A 17,292-nucleotide genomic window follows, 5' to 3' on the forward strand; every position below is an offset into this window, starting at 1 on the left:
CTGGCACAAGCGTCCAGCCGTTTCGCCTGCGTGGGACTGGCACTTGCACCAAGCACCTTTCCCCACGCCAGCGAATCACGGCACAATTTTCGCGCAATGGAACGCGCATGCCTCACGGCGCCGCCACCTCCAGGCAGACCATGCGGGTGAGGTCGCGGGCGATTAGCCGGCCGCCGGCCAGGGCCAGCGGCGCCCAGGATTCACGGCCTGCCAAGACCTGCGCTTGGGCCAGTAACGCATACTTCTGTGGCGTGGCCTCGAAGAGCCGCAACAGGCCCGTGTCGTTCATGCCGAACATGAGCCCGTCGGCCAGGACGAAGGAGCCGAGGCCAAATTGCTGCCCGGGTCCGCTGGTCCAAACCACCTTCCCCTCGAGGCTAAGGCAGGTGAACTTCCCGTCAGCCCGAACGCCATAGAGATGGTTATCATGGTGGACGGGCGTGTGCTGGGTAGCGCCGAAAACCTGAGGCTCCAGCTTGAACGCGGTTCGAGGCACATAACGCCCGGCATCGTTGGTTAGCTGGAGCATGAGGCTGCCAGCGTTGTAACCGCCGGTGAGGAAAATGCGGCCGCCGTCCAGCGGCAGCGGCGAGGGCACGGTGGCAATGCTGATCTTCCATTCCGGCGTTGCCCAAAGGATCGAGCCGTCCTTGGCGGAGACCCCGACGACACCTTTGTTGGCGCAATAGACATACATCCGCTGGCCGTCAAACTCCATGGACATCACAGAGGAATGCGTCATCTTCCAGGATTGGGGGTTGGGGGTCCTCCAGAGGACCTTCCCGGTTTCGGCTTCCACTGCCAGCAGCAGGGCGTCATCGCCGCCGGGGGCAAGAACGACCACGCCATTGTCAATCAGCGGGCATTGCCCGGCGTACCAAGGCGGCACAATGGCTCCGTACTGGCGAACCAGATCCAGCCCCCACACGAGTTCTCCGGTGGTCGAGTTCAGGCAAACAACATGGCATTTCGGCCCCATCGCGACGACCAGCTTGTCAGTGACGACCGGGACCGTGCGCGACATACCGTGGTTGCGTTTGACCGGGACCGGGTAGGCATAGCGCCAGATTTCGCGCCCATCCGCCAGCGAGAGGCAGCGTAGGGCATCTTGCTTGTGGTCGCGGTCGTAGTCCATGAGATAGACCCGTCCGTTGAGGATGGCTGCGCCAGCGTAGCCTTCGCCGACGTCAAGCGCCCACAGCTCGCGCGGTTGTCCCGGCGCCCAGACTCGGGCCAGAGATGTCGTCTCCGTGCTGATACCATCCCGATTCGGCCCGCGGAACTGGGGCCAGGTGCCTGGGAGGTTTGCCGGCTGGCCGTCCGAGCGCGCAAGCCTGCCGGCGAGGACAGGATTGGCTTTGGTATCCTGCTCGCCGCCGGGAGCCTGGTCTGTGCCCGGAACACGCATCGCCAAAGGCCTATCTGATCCGTGCCGAATCCACAGCACAAACAACGCTAGCGCCAGAATTGCGAGCACTGCCGGTATCAGGAAAATGGACTTCGTCGGGGCGCGCTGTTTCATCAATCGGGCACGTTGTAGCCAGAATTGCGCGCGACGTCGAGCTTCTCCGAGCTAGAGAGCATCACAGGACGGAGAACGGCTTTGGCCGCCCACGCGACGGCAGACCGGACAACTGCTTTCCAAACTTACCGACGGGCCTTCGTGGACTTGGCGCGGGAAGAAGTGGCGGGTTTCGCCTTGCGGTGGGCCAGCATCCGGCGGGCTGCGACAAGCTCACTCCGCGCTTTTTCCAGGGCGCCCTGGAGGCGCTCCTTTTGGCGGCGTATGTCACCCAACTCGCGAGAACGGCGGCGCAATTCGAGTTGGGAAACGACGTGGTGGGCGAGGATTCTGAGCGCCTGCTTCTGGTCGGGGCGAAGTTCGCGGGGGACTTTGTCAATCACGCATAGAGTTCCCAGAGCATGTCCGTCCGGGGTGATGAGTGGCATCCCGGCATAGAAACGAATTTTCGGCTCGGAAGTCACCAGCGGGTTGCCAGCGAAGCGAGCGTCTCTCATCGCATCAGGCACGATGAGCATATCTGGCTGGGTAATCGCAAAGGCGCAAAACGAGTGGTCACGGGAGGTCTCGCTGACATTGATGCCGACCTTCGATTTGAACCACTGGCGGCCCTCATCCACCAGCGAGATCAGGGCGATGGGCGCCTCGCAGATGCGGGCGGCCAGTTCGGTCAGCTCATCAAAGACCTCCTCGGGCACGGTGTCCAGTACCTCGTATTGCCAGAGTACTTTGAGCCGTTTCGGTTCGTTTGGCGGGATTGGGGCTATCATCGTTATCAAGTGTCGCTGTGGTGGTAAAGATAAGGTCTTGGAACCGGAAAGCAACCGTTCAATCAAGATGGGCTGGGACTATATCGAGACACGGATGACCTCCTGGTAGCAGATGCAACTGGCGGCGGCCTTGCCCATTGCCACAAACCACTGAGGGCAGAAAGGGGCTCTATGTGTGCCGGCGTTGATCTGAGCAGTGGCCAGGTCACAGAGTTGGAAAAAACGAGAGCGAGATTGTGCTACACGGCTTTCCTCGGCGCCCGCGGCCGATGAGATCAAGGGAACGGTGCAGATGCTGACGATAAAGGCCAAGCACCGTAATGATGTCTTGGTCAGCTGCATGTTGGCTTGATATGGCACGCCGCAGTCCTTGCCAAGCCCCGGTTTCCTGCCATGCAGGTTGTATGGATCCTCCGCAGGGCCGGGAGCGCCAAGCACGACGGCGGAAGGGACGCCGAATCGGCATGCGGAGATCGGAAGCAGGAAAGCCGCCAAAGGGCCTGTCCCATCAAAGCTCCTTCGAGACATCACGTTTGCGGCAAGCCATCAGCTAGCCCGGACGCGCCTTGGGCCTGCCCGGCCTTTGGGCTGTCAATTCGACTGGGGGTCGTTTAAAAAGCGCGTATGCCTTTGCTGATCAAAGGCGGTGAAATCGTCACCGCTAGTGAACGCTATGTCGCCGACATACTATGCTCCGGCGAAACGATTGTGCGCATCGAGCCCAACATCCCGCCCCTGCCAGGCATGGAGGTCATTGACGCCACGGGCAAATATGTCTTCCCCGGCTTCATTGACCCGCACGTGCACATTTATCTGCCGTGCCTGGGGACTTTTGCGAAGGATACCCATGAGACGGCCAGCAAAGCGGCGCTGGTCGGCGGCACGACAACACTAATCGAGATGCTGGGGCCGGACCGCAGCCAGGAACCAATGGCCGGCTTCGAGCTGTGGCTGGGGAAGGCGCAGGGGCACTGCGCGTGCGACTTCACCTTCCACATGACGGTCTCTCGCTGCGACGAACGGGCAGAGGGACAGTTGCGGGAGATCGTCAAGCGCGGGATCAGCAGCTTCAAAGTCTATCTGGCATACAAGGACGCATTCGGTCTAAGTGATCAGGAATTGTACCGTGCGCTGCGATTGGCCCGGCAGCTCGGGGTCATCACGACGGCCCATTGCGAGAACGCGGATCTGATCGTGGAGTTACAGAACCAACAACTAGAGGCAGGCAAGACTGGGCCGGAAGGGCACCACGACAGCCGGCCACCCGCCGTTGAAGCCGAGGGGGTCCATCACTTGTTGACTTTCGCGGAGTTGCTCAACGCCCATGTGTATGTCGTGCACCTTAGCTGCGCGGAGGCATTGCGCGAAGCGGCAGCCGGGAAAGCCCGCGGCGTCAAGGTCTGGACTGAAACGGTCATCCAACACCTGCTGCTGGACAGAACTTACGCCGAACGGCTGGACTTTGAAGGAGCTAAATACGTCATGTCGCCGCCCTTGCGCGACCGGAAGAATCAGGAATCGCTGTGGAACGGGCTGCGCGATGGCATAATCAGCACGGTGGCCAGCGACCACGCGCCGTTCGACTTTGCCACGCAGAAGCGAATGGGTGAAAAAGACTTTACCAAAATCCCCAACGGCATCCCCGCGCTCGAAGACCGTGTGAACACCTTGTACACCTATGGCGTCAAGCAAGGTCAACTGGATTTGCACCAGTTCGTGGACGCGGCCAGCACCGAGGCGGCGAAACTGTTCGGCCTTTACCCGCGCAAAGGCGCAATTCAACCCGGCAGCGATGCAGACCTGGTCATCTACGACCCAACTTATCGCGGCGCCATCTCGGTTAGCACGCAAACCATGAACGTGGATTACAACCCGTTCGAGGGCATGGCCATTGAAGGCCGACCCCACATCGTGACCTTGCGCGGCCAAGTCATGGTGTGCGATGGGAAATTCGTTGGTCAGACGGGCTGTGGCCAATTCCTCCGCCGCGAACCGAACCATTAGCGCCATCGCTATTGGGGGATCCCTTCTGCTGGAGCCGCGCCGGGGCGGGTGGTATTGCCGAATCCGATCTCCGGGACCAGAAATGCCTAGCCAATGGCAATCAACCCCACGCCGCTCTACCCCATCAGACACAGCGGAAGGCCGGAGGCTAAATAGAAGGTCCATCACGGATTTCCGGGAAGTGTCAACGGCGGATTTCACCGGCACAACGCGGATAGACGAGGCACAGGGAACACGAGGTCACCATTACCTCCCGGCCAGAACCAGACAGGCCCTTCCAGATTCCACTTCGCACACTGTCCATATTTTGGACAGTAATGCTGCCTGCCTGCCTCCTCCAGTCCCCGCCGACCCCGGCACTCTTGGCTTGGGATTACAGTGACAGCACGGTGGTGCTACGGTGTGTATCCCATGGGGAGCGCTCCCCATGGGATACACACCGTGGCCCAACCGCACTAACAAGCCATTAACCAGCCAAACGCAGGCCAACGCCACAGCGTAGGGCCACAGTAACGGCGAAGGGCCCGTCCGGCGGTGGTGGAACGCCAAGGGTCAGCATGCGAGTTAAAGACTGCGGCAATGAATCCGGCAACCCGCTTGGGCTTGATTTAAGCCGCCTGTATCCTCGAAACAGTCCTTAACCTGTGGCTGCGGGGACGGCCGGAAGGTAGACCGTAAAACAGGTGCCCTCACCAACCTGCGTATGCACCTGCAAGGCACCCTTCGCCTGCTTGAGAAGGCGTTGGACGATGCTTAATCCCAGACCCGTACCCTGCCGCGCGCCTTTAGTTGAGAAGAACGTCTGGAATATCTTCGACAGCGTCTCGGGTGGGATCCCTGGCCCGGTGTCGCGGACGGAAAGCATCAAGATGGGAGGCTGGTTCTCGGCGTTCTCCACATTGAGCAGACGGTCATTGGGGCCGTCCTTGTGCGCGGCTAAGTCGAGCAGCGTGTGTAGAACGCAACCTTCGATTTCCACCGAATGCGTTTGCGGGGTGCACTGGAGGGCATTAACCGTAAGGTTGAGCAGCACCTGAATGACATCGGTACCGTTCATGCACGCCGCCATATCCTCGGCCAGTGGGCGGACGGCAAAACGATTGCCCTGCAAGCTGGGGTGCACCCGGACCAGTTGCTCAAGATCGGCAAGCAGTTGGTTAATGCCCACGCGCGGGGCGTCGTCAGCCTGCTGGCGCAGGAAGTTCAGATAGCGCCGGGAAATCTCCATGCAGTTGGTGACCTGGCGGGTGATAGTCTTGAGGCGGCCCTTGACAAACTCCAAGTCCTCCAACTCAAGCCGGGTGGCGCTGCCAATGCGTTGGTTCATGAGCTGAACAAACCCGGAAACAACCGTCAAGGGTCCGTTGATGTCGTGAATAATGCTGGCGTAGATTTCGCCGCGCGACGTGGCCATCTGCTCTCCGATCTTCTGGTCATGCAATTCATTGAGCAACGCCTGAATCTTCTCCGCGTGCGTGTGGATGTCGCTCTCGAGCGTGCGGCGTTGCATGGCCTTGACCACCGCGGCGCGCATCGTGGCGAGATCGAACGGCTTGACGAGGTAGTCACAGGCGCCTCCGCGCAGGGCTTGCCGCAGGAGATCGGTGGTTTCGAACGCCGTCAACATCACCACCTGGATGCGCGGGTCCAGGTGCTTCAAGCGCCCTAGCACCTCGATCCCGGACATGCCCTTCATCTTGATGTCAAGGATAGCGACATCAATCTTGTGCTGCTGGGCAAGCTGGATCGCCGTAGCGCCGTCGCAAGCTATGAGGAGCTCATAGTCGTTCTTGAAGACCACCTGGAGCGTTTGGCGGACCACGTCTTCGTCGTCCACAATGAGCAGCGTGCCTTCGTGCCGAGCCTGCTCCGGCGGTGGGGCCAGCGCCGCCACCCCATCCAATGATGAAGTGAGTGTCATTGTCACACCTGAGTTCCGTTAGTTTCTGGACCATTAGCAACGGCCAGCCAGTCCAGCACTCGCTTATCGTAGTAGAAGCAAGGTGGTGGACAAGCGAAAAGAATGGCCGAAAAGCCGCCCAGAGGCGGGGCGCGGACAGAGCGATCAGCGGGTAATCGGAGCGCTCAACTTTGTTGAGTCATCGGCGAAGCCAGGGGCAGGGAAATGCGAACCACGCCGCCCTGCCCGGTCTTGGACGGAGGAATCACCAGCTTACCGAGGTGAGTTTCCACGATCTTGAGCGCAATTGTCAAACCCAGGCCCAGGCCAACGTTGCGGGTCCCGTAGAATGGAGCGCAGGCCTTCGCCTGAGCCTCGGCAGTGAACCCGGGGCCGTTGTCTTCTACTTCAAGCTGCAATTGCTGCGAATCTTCGGCGTTGTTTTCCACCTGCCAGCGAAGGGTAATCCTGGGGCTGTTTGAGTTAGCTTGAAGCGCGTTAATGAAGACCTCCGCCATTGCATACCTGAGAGCCTCGCGGTTGCCCGTAAGGACAATCAGCTTCCCGGGAGTCTCATATTTGAGTTGCGCAGCCTTGGCATGCTGGTATTGGCAGGCTTCCTGATAGGCTTCGTCGAGCAACGGGACAAGTGGGAAAGCCTCCGGTGAGGCAAGTTTGTCCACGTTGAGATAACGCATCTGGCTGACCAAGCGGGAAATGCGCCGGTTGTCGTCCGACCAGTCGCGAGCCATCAGCCTGAGAAACTCCTGGTCAACCGCCTTCTTGACGAGTTTCTCAGCCAGCAATTGCTGATAGGTCGAGAGGCGCACCATCGAGTTGCCCATTTCATGGGTAAGGCGGACGGCCATGGATTTGACCAGGCGCAAGTTGGCAGCCTCAATTTCCAGGCGCTGCAGTTGTTCGCTCTGCGTGAGGTCCTCCGCCATCAAGAGCGCCGACCCGGGCAGATCAGCCTGTCGCCGCTGGAATGGCACCACGCTGATGCTGTAAACCGTGCCCGGTGAATCCTCCGGCTCGAACTTGAAGCTGGAAACCGCCGCGCCGGTCTTGAGCACCTGATAGACTTTGGCGCCTAGCAGTTGCGGAAGGTCGCTGAACTCCAGGTCGCCGCTGCTGCGATCACGGCGGCCGAAGCAGCGGCGCGCGGTCTTGTTGGCATGCAGCACCGCCAAATCACGGCTGACCACAATACAGGCGCTGCTGATCTCGCGCAGAATGTTGACCATCATCGCGTGGTTGCCGGCCAATTGGTCATGCAGCCAGATGTTTTTGATTGCCAAGCCGAGCTGTTCGAGCAGGTGGAAGATCAGCTCCAACTCCGCATTGACGAGCGGTTCCCCGGTGATGCGCCCGTCAAAAACAGCCACGCCCAGCATCGTCTCGCGGTCCAGGATCGGCACGGCTACTTGAGCCCCGAGCACCTCGAATTCCTTCTGGGTTTCGATGTCGTGGCGCGCCTCCTCGCTGTATCGTCGCAGGATGCGGCCCAGACGTAAGAGGTGTCCGCCGATTCCCGCTTCAAGGGAAAGCTCGAAATGCTGGAGCAGTCCCTGCGACAGACCAACCGCGCACGCGGCACGCAGCCGCCGGCTTTCAGCGGCGGTGGCCGGATCACCGAACGAAGCCAACGGCTGCCGCAAGAATATGGCCCCCCGGTTAATGCTGAGAATCTCCCGCAAAAGCTGCAGAAACTGCTTGAGCATTCCTTCGGCATTCAGCGAGTGCGTAAGGATGCTCGAAAAGTCGCGCAGGACATGCAACGTGTGAGATGCGGCGGGAACAGCACTCGCCTCGGCGGACATCCTGGGCTCGATCAGCGGCAGCACAGCCGGCGGAGGAGTTTGCCCCCCAACCCCTACCGACCAAAGCCGCTCCAGCAAGGCCGTGAGCACACGCCGGCGCACGGGTTTGGTCAGCACATGGGTGGCGCCCTGCAGATAGGCTTCCTCCTCCCACTCAGACTTCTTGGCACCGGTATAGGCGATCACGGGGCACCCCGGCGCTTGACGGCGCAGTTTCTCGAGCAGCCAGATTCCTTGGACTTCGGTCAATTCGACGTCAACGATGCAAGCATCGGCCAGTCCGTGCGTCAACAGAGGCTCCGGTTCATCCAGGTTCGCGCGCGCAATGACACGATACTGCTCGGGGCTGAGACCCGCGCGGATCGTCTCCGCAAAATCGGGATGTGCCGCGAGCACCACCAGTGTCTTCATGGCGCGCCACCTCCAAACCGGCCTGAATGCCTCCGCGGGTTAACTTGGGGGCACAAGCCCCCCGCCCGGGCACCACAAGCCCCTGCCTCCCCATCAGCGACATCAAGATGGCTGAAGCATTGGAGGCAATGGTCTTGGACAGCCTCTGTCATTGCCCGGTCATTCATAAACCCGACGTAAGTAAAGCTCAATCGCGGTCTTGAGGATAACCACGATTGCCGACGCGATACAACAGCGGGGAATACCGATGCCTGGGTAGGGCGTCTACGTAACTCAGCCAAGGGATTCCCCGGGATGGAACAAGCGCCCCTTCCGCAACTCTCGCTTGCTGTCCCCAACACAGGTTGTCGCCTCAAAGCCGCTTCATCCGGAACGCTTGGGAGCGCATTGCTGGCGCGCACAAGCTGCGAGGCCAAATTCGCCTCCACAACAGGCGGCGGTATCTGGAGGCGCGATGGAGAGCTGACTGCTAGACGGCTTCCCCTCTCAGCGCGGCGTCTATGACGAGGAAATCAGTTTCTCCCATAGATTATCGCTTAACATCACTTTCCGCAGGAATTCCTCTTCGTTCTCGGTCGGCTGGGCCTGGTCGGGATTCAGCGGCAGGCGCAGGGTAAAAGTAGTGCCCCCCCCTTCCCCGCTGGTGGCGTCGATGCGGCCGCCGTGGTGATGCACGATAAAGTAACAGGCCATGAGGTGGATGCCGTATTCCTTTGGACTGTCATTGCGCACCACAAATGGATCAAAAACCAGCCGCAGCGCTTCCTTGGGCAACCCAGGCCCATCGTCGCTGACCTGCACCTCGATAGCCTGACCCCCCGGTTGCACTCCATCCAGCAGTCTGGCTGAGAGTGTGACCCGGCTGCCCGCCGGCAAGGTGGCGATTTCATCCTTGAACAACAATTCAAACAGCCGGCAAATCTTCGGCTTGTCCACCCTAAGCACCGGCAGGGAACCGGTGATACGGTTCTCAATCTCGATCTGCTTGGCGGAAAAACTGTCCCGTAACTGGGCGACCGTCTCGGCGACAACTTCGTGCAAGTGGACGCGATCATTGAATTCAAACATCGGCTTCTCGGATGCGGTCCACAAGTCCTTCAGCAGGTTGTTGATCTTCTCAATCTGCCCCTGCACGCTCTGGTAATATTCGCTCCAGAAGTCGGGATTCCGCAGGCCTTCCAGGTCGGCCTTTTCCTCCTCCATCTTGGCCGGTGCAAGATCCAAGAACGTCTTCACGGCCACCAAAGCGTTGCGGATGTGATGGCTTAAGCCGGCCGCCAGCAGGCCCAGGCTTACGATGCGGTCGGCGATCATCATGTTGCGCAGCACCGATAGCTTCTCCTTCAGTAGCTGGTCGCGTTCGCGATGGACCATGAAGAACTCCAGGCCGCGCTTCAACGTGTTCTCCAACTGAGGCGGGTCCCAGGGCTTGTTCACGTACTTGTAGATCGCCCCGGCATTCACGGCCGCAACTGCCGCATCAATATCAGAATAGGCGGTCGCGAGGATGCGGATTATGTGCGGCCGAAGCTGGCGCGCTTTCTCCAGCAACCAGACGCCCTTTTCGCCCGGCATGCGCTGGTCGGTCATCAGCAAACCGATCTCATCCTTGTGCTCCTCCAGCAACTTGAAACCGTCCCGGGCATTGCTGGCGGTCAGGATGCGAAACTGGTCTTGAAACGCCCGCGTGAAATACTTCAGGGACATCTCCTCATCATCAACATAGAGGACCGCAAACCGTTTGTAATCGTAGAGGTTCTGCATAACACTTCGCTCTAATCTTGCGCCCATGGCTGTCCCTTGGTGGGAAACTCCAGGGTAAACTCACAGAACTTGCCGGGCTCCGTCCGCACCGAAATCCGCCCCTCGCAGTTCCGCACAATCCGATGGCACATCGCCAGGCCCAAACCCATGCCTTCGCCGACGTCCTTGGTGGTATAGAATGGATCGAAAATCTTGCCCAAGTGCACCGACTCGATGCCGGTGCCATTGTCGCGAACCACCAGGATGCTCTTGCCGGGCTCGAGACGGCCTTCAATTTCGATGGTCGGTTGTTCATTCACAAACGACTTGGCCCGCAGCGCGTCGAACGAATTCTCCAGCAAGGTCAACAGGGTCTGGGTCAGCATGTTCTTGTTTCCCCAGATGGTTTGATGTTCGGCCAGCCTCTGCTCGATCCGCACCTTGTCCTTCCATTCGTTGCTCAGGAAGCGCAACGCCGCTGCCACCACTTCCGGCACGTCCACCTGGTCCCGGCTTTCCGTCTCGGGATGCGTGAAGGTGCGCAAGTCCGAGACAATATTCTTCACCCGCACGATGCCTTCTTCCACATCCTTCAAGACCTCCGCATACTCCTCCCGGTGTTCGGGCGCCAGATACTGGCCTTTCTTGCGCAGCGTAAACAGACCGGTCGCACTGAAGTTCAGCGGGTTGTTGATCTCATGAATGATACCGGCGCTAAACCGGCCGAGCGACGCCAACTTCTCGGACTGGACCAGTTGCATCTCGGTCTCCTTAAGCTGCTGGATCGTGGACTCAAGAACCCGGTTCTGCTTGTCCAACTGATACCGAAACGCAAATTCGCCAAAGCGCGACTTGCTGTGGAAATAGCTGCCGGTAGCCACGATCAACCCGGTCAGCACCAGGAAGTAGACGTTGTTAATGAAGATGCCCTGGTCAACAAGACCGGCATGGAAGAAGACCGCAGCCAGGTAGAGGCCGAGCACGAGCACCGCCGCGCAAAGGCTCTCGCGAAAGGTCCAATGCAACACGAATGCCAGCACCAGCAACACCAGGTTCAGGCCAGCGTAGTAGGGTGATGCTGCCCCTTCCGGACTGGCGTAGATCATCCAGGCGATGAAGGAAGCTGGGACCATGAATAAAGTGATGCCCAGGAAACGATAGTGTTTGTGCCCCAAAGGAGTGAGCAACAGGGCCAGGAAAGCGCCAATGAGAAGGACACTCATTAACCGCAGTTCGAGAAAGCGCGGTGCCAAAGCGGGATAGACAGCGTTGTCTATGATGACCCCCGCCGGCATCAGAACCATGCCGATGATGCAGGCGACCTTGAAATTGCTGATCGTCTGCTGCCGGTCGTACTCCGCGAACGCCGACCGAATCTCCTGGTTATTGGGGGCTGGGTCAGCCATCTTCGGGCTTCCTGGTTTCAATAAAGACATTCACTTCCGTGGGGTCCTTGAAGATACGTGTGTTCTCCACCGCGACTCGCTGCGGCAGCAGCGCGGCGCTCTTCCTAGTCCCCCGATAGATCAGGTGCCAGTCCAGAACAAACTCCAACATGTGACGGAACGGCCTGCAATCCTCCACATTCGTTGCCGCCAGCAGCCCTCCCGGGGCCAGCCAATCGTATAAGACAGTCATCAATTGCGCACATGTGCGGTCCGAAAGATAATCCAGCAGGCCGGCGCAATAAATAAGATCGTACGACTTCTCCGTCACATCCGCGATTGGCCTGGCTCCTTCCTTGAGCACGTGGTGCACGGACTTCTTTTGAATCTCAATGTGAGTTCTTCGGCCGTATCGTCGTCTGCAATCCTCCAATACCCGGCTCGTGTATCGGATGGTCTCCTCGTTGAAATCCAGCAGGTTGAATCGCGCCTTGTCGCACAACGGCTCCTCGGCGAGAAACTCCTGGATTTCGCGCGCGGGACCACAGCCCAAATTCAGTATGCGCACGGGCTGCCCCCGACTGACCTTCCGCCGGGTTTCCTCCGCCAGCAACCGCTTCAGATGTTCAATGCGATTGCGGTGCGCCCGGGCCGGCCACTGGCTCCAGAACCACAGATTCATCACCTTGGCAAACAGCGAGCTGCCTTCATACGGGTCGCGCAGAATCATGTCCACCATTTCGTAGTCGCCCGCGTAACCCAGCGGTTTCTGGTAAGTCCGGTACGCGAACGGCGAGCACAGCACGAGCGGGTGCAATTGCCGCTTGGCGAAATTCTGATGGACCGGCCGCAGGTCCGCGTCAATGCCCTCGGAAACGCTCTCCAACCGTTCGTGCATGGCGTTGAATGCCGGGACCATCGCGCCGCCGATTTCCTCCATGACGCGTTTTTGCGTTTCCAGCCGGCTGCTGGAAGGCGCCGAGCGCATTTCCAGCTCGACTTGGTCCAGCCAAAGTCGGAGGTCTGCCAGAAAGGCCTGCATGTCCGCCACCACGACTTTGAAGTCGGGCAGAACCTTGTAGATCTTCTGCCAATGATGCAGGAAGTTTTCGAACCCCTCCTGCAACCAAGTTGAGCCCCTTTCGGGAGAAAACGACGCGAGGAGGAAGCCCGTTTCATCGAGCTTAGCCTCACACAGGAGCATCGTGCCGGTGTTGACCAGGGTAGTCACGACGGCCCGCCCGGCGTAGATCGGGCGCTCCTGGATAGTAACCTTGAAATCCGCCAGCACCTCGGACGCCTGCAAGACCAGGCTCGGGTTATACACCTCGAACACCGCCAGATACCGGGTCACCCGTAAAAGACTGGCGCGGATCTCGACACCCTCGCCACTCCGGCAGGTTACCAGGCTGTCTTTGACTGCGCTACGTTCCATAAGTTCTATTTCACCTTCCTGATCCTACCGGCGGCCAGCATGCCCCGCACGAGCTTTCCGAACGTTGCCAGACAGCCATCGGCCATGCCCGCCGAGGCAAAAGCCAGGTAGATGTCGCTGCTGGGTAGAAAACCGTTCGAGGCAAAATACAACGGTCGCTCCACGCCGCGATACTTCGACTTGTGGAACGACAACCCGTCAAAGTTGTAGATGCTGTTGCCAAAACGGGCGCTTAGCTTGAAGAAAAGGCGGGCACCCCAATCCTCGTTATAGTGGCCGGAGTCCAGCTTCGCAAAGGGGGCCAAGAGCAGATTTAGCACCTCCCTGCCCTCGGACTTAAACCTCTCCGCTGCCGCCATGTGGATGGCGGTAGCCAGCCGGCCGAATCGCTGCTCGTCGCACCGCACGATGTTTGCCGAATAGCCGAAAGCCTGTCCGTCGCAATACATCGGATCGTAGAACGCGAACCCGGCTACCCGGCCCTCCGGGTCGTAGGCCACGAACTTGCGCACCCCTTCCTCGAAATCAAATACCGGGCGCCGCGCATATAGCCAAATCTCCCGGTCGTTTATCTTCTTTGACGCAATCCACTTGGCGGACAGCGCGCACAATTCCTCCCGCCGCCGATTCAACCCGGCCTCGTCTTCTTCCCGGATCGTGAGACCTTCCCGCCGTGTTTCGTTCCACGCCCGTTTGATCAAGTCCAGTTCCTTCCAGTTTCCCCTCGTGTTGTACGTCTGAATCGGGATCAGCGGCTCACACCCTATGCAGTTTACCTTGAAGCCCATCGGCCGCAGCGCGGCAGCGCACTCCTCGGAGATGATGCAAAAGGCAGCACGAGGGTCTCGGGCCAGGAAGCCGCGAATGAGGTTCGACAGGTCTTGGGGGGCGCAAACCGGGTCGGAAAAGACGATGCGCTTGGCCTGGCGCGCAAAAAGCGGATGCTGGACCCTGGTGTAAGCGATGTAGCCGGACTCCGTGATGAAGTACTCCATTCCCTCTTGCAGCGTAGCGTAGGCGATACCCTCACGCCCGTGCTGGGTCAGGAATGGCGAAACCAAGTTCCACTTGTCCTTGCGGCCAAGGCTCCGGGCTTCCTCGCCTTCGATAATTCTTGCCCTCGCCATCAAAGCCGGCCCGTGATCTCGAGTCATCGCGGCCGGTTGTCGCCGGGCAGCCTGATCAGCACCCGAGTCACATAGGTCGCGGTCGGTGTGATCCAGGTGCTCAGTGGGGGTGCTGGCACCTGCACTTCTTTCGAAGGCAGGGAACAGACTCTGGCGGCGGTGCCGCGTGGACCACGGAACCAAAGTGCTAGGCGGGTAATTCATCGCGTGCCAATTTTGAAGCGTTCCAAGTGCCAAAATCGCTTGCCGCGGCCATTTTGTGTGCAGTTTAGCTCCCTTCCCACCTGCGTCCCAGCGTGATACAGATTGTCCTAAGCCAAGGCAGAAGAAGCCCTCCGACCTGCCGTTGCACCGCTGGTCGGTTCGACATGCCTCGGCCGGTCTCCAGCCGACCAACTCAGAACCGCATGCCCACCGTCAAGAATACGGCATGACTGATAAAATCATACGTGCCGTCTGCGTCCTGTCCGTTGATGACTCCCGCCAATGACGAGGGGGCGCTGCCATTGACGGTGTGGTCCGGTCCGTAGCCGAACTGGTATGCCACGTCGAAACTAAAGCGCTTCCCTCTGAATCCGGCGCCAACGCTAAAGAAGTGCCGGTCCAAGTCCGCCGCCAGTGGCGAATAGTAGTCATCCGGTACCGAGTTCTGACTATAGAGGTAACCAGCGCTCACATGCCAGCCATTGTCAAAATACCGCGTCACGCCGAACCCGAACATCCAGCTCTCCTGCCAGTCAAAAGTCAGATCTACGTCCCGGGGCACCACACTCTCCTGGCCGTCTGGCGCCCCCGGCTGGTGAATTGTGGTCCGCCCGTAACTGCTCCAATCCGTGTAATCCACGTCAAATTCCAGATTCCACTTTGCGGTGGGCCGAAACGAAACCCCAACAACGGCGCCTAGCGGAAAATCCAAGTCCATTTCCGCGCTTCGGTGAGTAGGCGGCGTCGAGGTGGGGCGCTCGAAGTCGGTGTCCCCCTCGAAAGTCACGGGTGTGGAACTGCGAAATGTGGCCCCTAGCGCGACCTTCTCGTGCGGTCGCCAGAGTAGACCGACGTTGTAGCCGACACTCCAACCGTTCCCCTGGAATCGGAAGAAGTCCTCCGGAAAGATGGGGTTGATTCGGCGGCGAAGGCCCCCTTCCATCTCAATATCCGCATAGTCCACCATCAAGCCTCCGGCGACTGACAATTTGTCTCCCAATCTCAGTGCCACCACCGGATTCATTCGCAAGTAGGTCAGCGAACCCTTCGTTGCCACCGTACGAAATCCCGTGTCTTGCGGCCAACTAAGGTCGCCCCCGTACGGTGCGTAGGCGCCGAAGCCGAAGCACAGCGGGAAATCCTCAGGGGCATAGGCGTAGAAAAGCTGCGGCACCACCGCGTAGTGATCGTCAACGCTATAGGTCGTACCGCTGTTAGACCGACCGCCTGGCGGTCGGAACGTCGGGTCGAGATAGATGCCATACCCACCGGCTCGCAGATTGCTGCCATCGAGTTGAGCCAGGCCGGCGGGATTGTAATACACTGCCGATGCATTATCCGCAGTCGCCACGAACGCCTCCCCACGCCCGGTCGCAAAGGCATCCTGACCCGCCAGCCGAAACCCATTCGCCAGCGCGCTCGGACCAGAGAGCCCTGCCGCCACCGCCAATAGCACACACGCTGTTCTGCGCCTGTTCGTAATCATGAAATCGACTGCCCGATTACGCGGACCAACACCCCAGATAGGCATGAACCGCCGCCCCACGCAAGCAGCTTTCCTGCCGTTTCCTCAGGCCACCCGGCCAGTATGCTTCCGCCCCCTAAGCGTTGACCCGGTTTCGAAGGCTGGTGGAGGTATCCTTGCCCCTGGCACACGGCGCGGGAACCGATCATCGTCCATTTTACCTTTACGTTCCCTTGCACCCGGGCACAATGGCCCAATGAGCAGCTTAGTTCGTTTGCTCGCAATCGTTTTGCTGACTGTGCCGGCCGTTCCTTCTGCCCAGGCCGCCTTTAGTTCCATCCATGTCTTTGGGGACGGTGTTTCCACCACGACCAATAATCCCTACGCCGGCGCCGCCTACCACGGTCTGCGCCGGTCCAACGGCCGCGTCTGGGTCGAGGTGCTCGCCGAGCGCCAGGCTCTGCCCAATAACAGCGTCACTAACGTCACCTGGACTTACTCCACTAACAACTACTCCTTCTTTGCTCATTACAGCAGCCTCTTGGTGCAAAGCATCAACGGCTTCAATGCCCCCACGGATGCCGGCACAGCACTCTTTGTGATCTGGGTTGCCAATGCCGACTTTGTGTTTAACGTGGGCAACCGCGAGCTGGGCAATCAGGCTGAATGGACCAGCGCCAATCACCAGACCATCGCCAATCATTGGTATGCTCTTACCAATCTTTACCACGCCAAAGGAGCCCGAACGTTCGTCATGCCCAACGCTGTGGATATCACCAAGATTCCCAGCTACGTCGACATGTCCACCGAGAACAAGAACTTTGTTCGCCAAAATATCATTGAGTTCAACGCCGCCTTTTATGCCATGCTGGATCAGGCAAGGATATTATTGCCGGCGGCAAGGATCTATGTCCCGGACATGTTTGCCCTGCTCGATGACATCGCTGCTCACCCCGCCAACTACGGAGTTACCAATGCCCTCTTCGAGGGCAAGACGGTTGATGCGTTGAGCGACGAGACTCTGACCGACAAGTCTTTGAATGGGCCTGGGGCAAGCTACATTTGGTGGGACGACACGGACCCCACAGCCAAAGTTCATGCAGTTATGGCCGACATTACCCAGCAACTACTTTCGCCTCCTATCGTCAGCCAACTCACACACCTCGGCAGCAGCAACCGGTTGGACGTGGCCAACATTCCGATTGGCTTGAATGGTTACGTGGACAGCAGGACGGATCTCGTGGTGGGGAATTGGTTTTCAGTGACCAATTTCAACAGCACGGCCGCAACGCAAACGCTCTTCACGCCAGCCTCCGGCTCTGGCCATTTCTATCGGTTACGGTTCCCCTTTGCGTGGTCCTGGCCTTAAGCCGCGGTTACGCACACACCACTGCGCAGCCTTGCCGGCAGGGGCGAGCGGTTCGCTGGCGCCGCGAGCCTGGGCACCATCATTGATCCGGTCACCCTTCTGTCAGGCAGTCCCTCCTAGATGACTGGTTGACA

The 17,292-nt window shown here is 59.4% G+C and carries 10 protein-coding genes and 1 pseudogene; 2 read left to right on the forward strand and 9 right to left on the reverse strand.

Annotated features, from left to right (window positions below):
* Nucleotides 1–112: 112 nt before the first annotated feature.
* Both P5205_08530 and P5205_08535 read right to left on the reverse strand, forming a co-directional pair.
* A complete protein-coding gene (locus P5205_08530) occupies nt 113–1,522 on the reverse strand; it encodes a PQQ-like beta-propeller repeat protein (GenBank protein HSA10404.1) in 1,410 nt (469 codons plus the stop codon).
* Nucleotides 1,523–1,809: 287 nt separating this feature from the next.
* A pseudogene (locus P5205_08535) lies at nt 1,810–2,292 on the reverse strand (GAF domain-containing protein).
* A gap of 624 nt (nt 2,293–2,916) precedes the next feature.
* Between P5205_08535 and hydA the strand changes: the two are divergent.
* Complete coding sequence (gene hydA / locus P5205_08540; protein ID HSA10405.1) at nt 2,917–4,296, forward strand: dihydropyrimidinase; 1,380 nt, start codon at nt 2,917–2,919, stop codon at nt 4,294–4,296.
* Between the two features lie 637 nt (nt 4,297–4,933).
* Here hydA and P5205_08545 read toward each other — a convergent pair.
* The 7 genes from P5205_08545 to P5205_08575 form a co-directional block, all read right to left on the reverse strand.
* On the reverse strand, nt 4,934–6,217 hold the full coding sequence (locus tag P5205_08545) for a hybrid sensor histidine kinase/response regulator (protein ID HSA10406.1): 1,284 nt from the start codon (nt 6,215–6,217) through the stop codon (nt 4,934–4,936).
* A gap of 164 nt (nt 6,218–6,381) precedes the next feature.
* Entirely contained in the window at nt 6,382–8,430 is a 2,049-nt protein-coding gene (locus tag P5205_08550; protein ID HSA10407.1) for a response regulator, read from the reverse strand.
* Between the two features lie 498 nt (nt 8,431–8,928).
* Nucleotides 8,929–10,194 (reverse strand): hybrid sensor histidine kinase/response regulator, encoded by a 1,266-nt coding sequence (locus tag P5205_08555; GenBank protein ID HSA10408.1) that lies wholly within the window; start codon nt 10,192–10,194, stop codon nt 8,929–8,931.
* Nucleotides 10,195–10,205: 11 nt separating this feature from the next.
* On the reverse strand, nt 10,206–11,579 hold the full coding sequence (locus P5205_08560; GenBank protein HSA10409.1) for an ATP-binding protein: 1,374 nt from the start codon (nt 11,577–11,579) through the stop codon (nt 10,206–10,208).
* Nucleotides 11,572–12,993, reverse strand: a complete 1,422-nt coding sequence (locus P5205_08565) for a class I SAM-dependent methyltransferase (protein ID HSA10410.1) — start codon at nt 12,991–12,993, stop codon at nt 11,572–11,574. The genes P5205_08560 and P5205_08565 overlap by 8 nt, the downstream gene beginning before the upstream one ends.
* Before the next feature lie 5 nt (nt 12,994–12,998).
* Nucleotides 12,999–14,120: a DUF2156 domain-containing protein gene (locus P5205_08570; GenBank protein ID HSA10411.1), complete on the reverse strand. Its 1,122-nt coding sequence runs from the start codon at nt 14,118–14,120 to the stop codon at nt 12,999–13,001.
* A gap of 397 nt (nt 14,121–14,517) precedes the next feature.
* The gene (locus P5205_08575; protein ID HSA10412.1) at nt 14,518–15,810 is read right to left on the reverse strand and encodes an outer membrane protein transport protein; all 1,293 of its coding nucleotides are present in this window, start codon (nt 15,808–15,810) and stop codon (nt 14,518–14,520) included.
* A 235-nt stretch (nt 15,811–16,045) separates the two neighbouring features.
* On the opposite strand from P5205_08575, the gene P5205_08580 reads away from it, so the two are divergent.
* Entirely contained in the window at nt 16,046–17,158 is a 1,113-nt protein-coding gene (locus tag P5205_08580) for an SGNH/GDSL hydrolase family protein (protein ID HSA10413.1), read from the forward strand.
* The last annotated feature ends 134 nt before the right edge of the window (nt 17,159–17,292 follow it).

The sequence above is a fragment of the Candidatus Paceibacterota bacterium genome (genome assembly GCA_035452965.1).
Taxonomy (GTDB): domain Bacteria; phylum Verrucomicrobiota; class Verrucomicrobiia; order Limisphaerales; family UBA8199; genus UBA8199.